The 6,423-nt window shown below is 57.4% G+C and carries 5 protein-coding genes and 1 pseudogene; all 6 read right to left on the bottom strand.

Going from position 1 to position 6,423, the window contains the following annotated elements; genetic code table 11:
* Positions 1-145 (bottom strand): annotated as a pseudogene (locus tag L1249_RS17760) (IS1380 family transposase); the annotation flags it as partial.
* 54 nt (positions 146-199) lie between these two features.
* Complete coding sequence (locus L1249_RS17050) at positions 200-1,078, bottom strand: 3-hydroxyacyl-CoA dehydrogenase NAD-binding domain-containing protein (protein ID WP_230835130.1); 879 nt, start codon at positions 1,076-1,078, stop codon at positions 200-202.
* A 213-nt stretch (positions 1,079-1,291) separates the two neighbouring features.
* Positions 1,292-2,515, bottom strand: a complete 1,224-nt coding sequence (locus tag L1249_RS17045; protein WP_054645324.1) for a CaiB/BaiF CoA transferase family protein — start codon at positions 2,513-2,515, stop codon at positions 1,292-1,294.
* 25 nt (positions 2,516-2,540) lie between these two features.
* On the bottom strand, positions 2,541-3,719 hold the full coding sequence (locus L1249_RS17040; RefSeq protein ID WP_230835129.1) for an acyl-CoA dehydrogenase: 1,179 nt from the start codon (positions 3,717-3,719) through the stop codon (positions 2,541-2,543).
* A 270-nt stretch (positions 3,720-3,989) separates the two neighbouring features.
* On the bottom strand, positions 3,990-5,216 hold the full coding sequence (lhgO, locus tag L1249_RS17035) for an L-2-hydroxyglutarate oxidase (protein WP_230835128.1): 1,227 nt from the start codon (positions 5,214-5,216) through the stop codon (positions 3,990-3,992).
* A gap of 56 nt (positions 5,217-5,272) precedes the next feature.
* The gene (gene glaH, locus L1249_RS17030) at positions 5,273-6,235 is read right to left on the bottom strand and encodes a glutarate dioxygenase GlaH (protein WP_230835127.1); all 963 of its coding nucleotides are present in this window, start codon (positions 6,233-6,235) and stop codon (positions 5,273-5,275) included.
* Positions 6,236-6,423 lie beyond the last annotated feature (188 nt).

Below are 6,423 nucleotides of genomic sequence, written 5' to 3'. Positions count from 1 at the left end.
CGTCGCTGGTGCGCATGCCCAGCGTGGTGGGGAAGCGACCGTCGATGCTGTCGACGCCGGCGATCTCAAGGCACTGCCCGATGATGGATAGCCCGGCGTGGCTGGTGAGGGTACGGCGACTGGCGCGAAACGTGACGTTGGGCATGGCACTGTCTGGGTGAATGACGATATTCGCTATATTGCCATGCAGGTCAGTAGGTTAGAAGCGCTGCAGGGGGGTCAGTCTCACGGATTCAGGGATGTGAAAGCCACGGCCGCTTTTACGGCCCAAGTAACCGGCCGCCACCATGCGTTTGAGTAACGGACAAGGCCGATACTTGGGATCACCGAAGCCTTCCTGAAGTACTTCCATAATCGCCAGGCAAACATCAAGGCCGATTAGATCGGCCAGCGCTAGCGGCCCCATGGGATGGGCAGCTCCTAACTGCATGGCCTTATCGATGTCTGTCACAGAAGCTGCCCCTTCCTGAACTAGGAAAGCCGCTTCGTTGATCATCGGAACCAGCAAGCGATTGACAGCGAAGCCTGGGGAATCAGCGATTATGACCGCCGTCTTGCCCAATTCGGTGGCTAGTGCCTCAACCCGGGCTACGGTTGCATCCGAGGTTTGCTCGGCACGAATCACTTCGACCAGCTTGAGCACGGGTACAGGATTAAAGAAGTGCATGCCCACCACTCGCTCGGGATGCTCGCTTACAGCAGCCAGCCGAGTGAGAGATAGTGATGAGGTATTCGAAGCCAGAATGGTGTCCCCATCCAGGCGAGAGAGATCGTAGAATAGCTTTTCTTTCAGTGCTGGCTGCTCCGGCGCAGCCTCGATAATGATCTCACAGTTTCCCAACTCGTCCATCGTCGTGGTCCGGCGCAGCCGCGCTATAGCCGCGGTTCGCTCGGCGTCGTTCAGTTTTCCTTTCTCAACCTGACGCAGCAATGCCTTGGCAATAGCCTTCTCGGCATCGGCCAGTTGAGCTTCAGCAACATCGTAGAGAAGGACCTCCCGACCACTACTCGACAGCACTTGGGTGATACCTTGGCCCATGGTGCCTGCGCCGACCACACCTAGAGTTCCTTTAGACATATAGATCTCCTATCCTCACGCGCCGCTTTAAGGAGACGCGCTGCTACACGTGGCCTTCGTAGCCCGCCGAAGCAACACAGCGTTATCCCCAGCACACGGCGCCTGTGCGACAGCACTAACAGCACGAAAGCCCACGAAGCGTATCTCCAGCATACTTCTGGTTCTACGGATCATCGCTCACGGTGGCCAAGCCAAAGATTACCTGCAGAAGCGCTAGCTTCCTGAGCCACCGATCACGCCCCGCTCTCTCAGACCAGCAAGTGTCTCTTCATCGAGTCCAAGCAGCTGGCTAAGCACCTCTTCGCTGTGCTCACCCAAGGCAGGTGGCGGTGTTTCAGCCGCTAGGCGCTGACCGTCAATGCGAATCGGATTGCCGACGAGATCGACCTGGCCAGCCTTGGGATGCGGTAAAGGCAGGCGCATGCCTCGATGGCGCACCTGCGGATCATCAAACACTTTGTCGAGGGTATTGATCGGCCCACAGGGCACGCCGGCCGTCTCAAGCTCGGCTAACCAATTATCCGTGGTGCGCATCGCCAACAGCTTGCTGATGTCCGGAATCAGCGCGTCCCGATACGCCACCCTGGCACTGTTCGTGGCAAATCGTGGATCGTCAGCCCATTCCTCACACCCCAGCACCTGACAAAAACGCCGAAACTGACCGTCGTTGCCCACCGTCACGATAAGATGGCCATCAGCACTCGGGAAGACCTGGTAGGGCACGATATTGGGATGAGCATTGCCAAGACGGCGAGGCACCTCGCCACTGGTTAGGTAGTTGAGGGCCTGGTTGGCCAGCACACCCACCTGAACATCCAGTAGCGCCATGTCGATATGCCCCCCCTCGCCCGTCCGCTTGCGCTCCCAGAGTGCAGCGAGTATGGCATTGGCGGCATACAGACCAGTAAAGATGTCGGTTAACGCCACGCCCACCTTCATCGGCTCGCCGCCAGGGGCTCCGTCGGGCTGGCCGGTCAAACTCATCAATCCGCCCATGCCCTGGATAATAAAGTCATAACCAGCACGGTGAGCGTAAGGCCCATCCTGACCGAAGCCGGTAATCGAGCAATAGATCAGATCAGGCTTGATAACCTTCAGGCTGGCATAGTCCAGCCCGTAAGCCTTGAGGCCACCGGCCTTGAAGTTTTCGATAAGCACATCGCACTGGCTCACCAGATCTCGGATAAGCTGCTGGCCTTCTAGCGAGGCGATATTCACGCCAACGGAGCGCTTGCCCCGGTTAGCGCTGAGGAAATAAGCGGATTCACGGGTGCCAGCCAGCCATGGCGGCCCCCAGGCGCGTGTATCATCACCGCTGTCGGGCCGCTCGACCTTGATCACTTCCGCGCCCATGTCGGCGAGCTGCTGGCCACACCAAGGGCCAGCCAACACCCGGGACATGTCCAACACTCTTATTCCCTCCAGCGGCTTTCGCATCGCCACCTTCCTTCTGTTGGCTGGTCTAGCAGAACGCTTGGATGCCGGTCTGTGCCCGCCCAAGAATCAATGCATGAATATCATGGGTCCCTTCGTAGGTGTTCACCGTTTCCAGGTTCACCATATGGCGTATCACGCCGTACTCATCGGAAATGCCATTTCCGCCATGCATATCTCGGGCATGGCGGGCAATGTCCAGCGCCTTGCCGGTATTGTTGCGCTTGATTAAAGAGATCATTTCCGAGGTACCCTGCTTCATGTCCAGAAGCCGTCCAACTTGCAGGCAAGCTTGCAGGCCCAGGGTGATCTCGGTCTGCATGTTAGCGAGCTTGAGCTGAACAATCTGGTTGGCAGCCAGGGGGCGACCAAACTGCTTGCGTTCCAGCGTATATTGGCGAGCGGCATGCCAGCAAAATTCGGCAGCCCCCATGGATCCCCAGGCTATGCCATAGCGGGCCTTGTTAAGGCAGCCAAATGGACCGCCAAGCCCACTGGCCCCGGGCAACAACGCATCGTCCGGCACAAAGGCATCGTCAAGAACGATCTCGCCGGTGATCGAAGCGCGCAGCGACACCTTGCCGTGGATAGTCGGGGTGCTGAACCCTTCAGTATCACGCTCGACGATAAAGCCCTTGATCTTGTCGTCATGCGCATCGGACTTTGCCCAGACAATCGCCAGGTCAGCGATGGGACTGTTGGTGATCCACATCTTCTGCCCCGACAGGCGATAGCCGCCTTCTACCTTTCGGGCACGGCTCCGCATGCCGCCCGGATCTGACCCGAAGTCTGGCTCGGTGAGCCCGAAGCACCCTACCAGCTCCCCCGTGGCCAAGCGGGGCAAGTAGCGCTGTTTCTGTTCCTCGCTGCCATAGGCCTCGATTGGATGCATCACCAGAGAAGACTGTACGCTCATGGCTGAGCGGTATCCCGAATCGACCCGCTCCACTTCGCGCGCAATCAGCCCATAGGCGACATGGCCCACACCGGCACCGCCATAGGTTTCGGCCGTTGTCGCTCCTAGCAGGCCCAGCTCACCCATCTCATGCAGGATGTCACGATCAAATCGCTCCTCCCGGAAGGCGCTCAGCACCCGAGGCTGAAGCTTCTCCTGACTATACGCGCGCGCCGCGTCCTGTATCTGACGCTCCTCATCGGTCAGTTGCTGGGCTAGCAGAAGGGGATCATCCCACTGAAACGAACTCATAGCGCTCTCCCGGTTAGTAGATTGCTGGTCAGGACTTGGTTTTATAGGCTCTATCATGAGCAAAATATTCTACGCATACTAGCTTTGTCGATATTTTAACTGCACGATTGCTTGCTCATTAACCACCACGTTAGACTTTAGGTGTGCTGGGCCCTAGGTAATGAATTTAATGAACGAGTAAACAGCCTCGGATATCGCAGGGGTACTTGAGAAGCTTCTTAGTGGCAGTGCCAACCTAGGAAAGGCTATTAATAGATAGCTAATATAAACTTATATGCAAAGCTCGCTGCTCGTCTTTTTTTCTGGGTCAACTTGTCGCTTAATTTTCTCGACAATGTGTGCACCGATAGGTATCGCCGAGGTCGCCGCTGGCGACGGCGCGTTGCAAACGTTGACGGTACGCCGAGTATTCACGAACAGGAAATCATCGACCAGCTTGCCGTCGTTGGACACCGCCTGAGCGCGCACACCAGACGGGTAGGGTCCAAGATCAGCGAGCGTCAGGCTCGGACAGTACTTACGCACCTCCTGAAGATAGCCCTTCTTGTACAGTGAGTTCTTCAACTCAATCAGCCCAGGGCGCAGATTGTCCTTGAGCACTTGGCGGATGCCCCGATGGCGAAACATGGTTAGCATGTCTGACAACGAGACGTCGGTCTTCCGGTAGCCCTCGCGCTTCCAGGCCAGTACCGCGTTGGGGCCGACCGTGACGCTGCCGTCGATCATGCGCGTCAAATGCACGCCGAGAAACGGCATCGACGGGTCGGGAATCGGGTAGATCAGGTGATTGACGATACGGTTGTGCTCCGGCGGGAGCCGGTAATACTCGCCACGGAACGGACAGATGGTAAACTCCGGTTCGATGCTCAACATGCGCACCACGCGGTCGGCCATCAGCCCCGAGCAGGACACCATGTAGCGGGTTGAGAATGTGCCTTGGCTAGTGGATACCACGACTTCAGTAATGCGTTCCTGTAGCCCGGTGACCGGTGTGGCGTAGCGGATCTCGCCTCCGGCGGCTTCAAACTCTCGGCCCATGGCGGCGGCGACCTCAGCATAGTTGACGATGCCGCTAGAGGGCACAAAGATCCCGCCTACGCCGGTAATGTTGGGCTCGCGCTCACGCAGCTCCTCCGCCGAGAGCCAGTACCGTTCCAGACCATTGGCCTCCGTGCGTTCCCATAGCGCCTGCATGCGCTTCAGTTCGAGGTCGTTGGTCGCCACCAGTAGCTTGCCGCATTCGTCGTAAGTGATGCCGTGCTCGTCGCAGAACGCCTTGGTAGCGCGATTTCCTTCCAGGCAGAAACGCGCCTTGAGGCTGCCCGGGGTGTAGTAGACCCCGGCGTGGATCACGCCGCTGTTGTGGCCGGTCTGGTGGCGGGCCGGGCCTACCTCCTTCTCGATCAGCAGCATCTTCTTGTCGGGATAGGCCCGGATGAGCTGCATGGCAGTAGACAGCCCAAGGATCCCCCCCCCAATGATAATGAAATCGTACATGCGTATCTCAATGGACAAAGGAAAGACAGGGCCACCGCTGGGCGGTGGCCGGAATGTCACACCTGGCGCGGCTGACGCAGCGTTTTGGCATGGGTGAAATAACCGCGTTGGCGCATCAGCTCGCGACGCAAGTCGGGGTGCGGCGTAAAGCGATCACGGCCGTGTAGCCAGAAATGGTTATTAATCAAAAGGAAACTTCCAGTGGGCACGGGAATCGACAGCTTGTGTGCGCTCCCCTCCAAGGAATCGGAAAGATTGGCCAGCCAGTTGCCCTCCTCGAAGTTTTTCGGCTGTATGAACTGATCGATGTAGGACATGATCGGGCGACCCTCGCTATCCACATCGAATACGGGATGGAAGATATCGCGGTCGACATTCTTACTCGGCGGTGCAGTCCAGCGCATCTCGCGACGGGCCAACGGATGGGGGTAGAAGGTGTCGAGGCCTTCCCAATCATCGAGATGCAACAACAGTGAATTGCCACCCTGCATGTTCTGCTCGTCAATCTTCATCATCAGCACGTAGTCGGTGTCCTGTTCGACAAACGTACCGTCGTTATGCAGTTCCATCACTCGGTGCGGCTGGCGTAAGTAGCTATCTGAATTATCGACGTTCTGCACCACGAAGCGCGCATAATACTGGCCGCTCATGGCATCAAAGTTGGAGCGCCCCATCAGGTGGGCAACCGCTGTGGCGAATTTCACCATATCGTCGGCCTGATCAACCTGATCTAGCCCCTCCGGTGTCACCATGAATGCACCTGTCTCTCGGTCCACCAGGGTATCGACCATTACCGGCTGCAAGGTGTTATGACACAGGTCATCAAGGATCTTAGCCACGCGAAATCGCAGAAAGGACTTGTACTCCAGAGCCTGAATAGGCCAGTCCGCCACTGCCTCGAGAAACGCATTCACCGTCTCTTCCGGGAAGCTCAGATGCAGCAGGCGCTGCGACTGCGGCGACCGATCAAGGGTAAAACCGTAATGTTGCTGTGTGTGGATATTGGCTGGAGCGTTCATAGGACACCTCGATCTAGAAAAGGATGAGATCAAACCTGCACTCAAAAAATATCTATATTTCTACCTGAATCCGTGAGACCGCCCCCCGGAAGCACTTCTAACCCACTGACCTGCATGGCAATATAGCCATTATCGCCATTCACCCAGACAGTGCCATGCCCAACATAAAGTTCCGCGCCAGTCGCCGC

Origin of the sequence: Halomonas sp. Cn5-12 (assembly GCF_021532545.1) — a bacterium.
Taxonomy (GTDB): domain Bacteria; phylum Pseudomonadota; class Gammaproteobacteria; order Pseudomonadales; family Halomonadaceae; genus Vreelandella; species Vreelandella aquamarina.
Note: the sequence above shows the minus strand (reverse complement) of the source record. Positions and strands in the feature narration are given on the sequence as shown.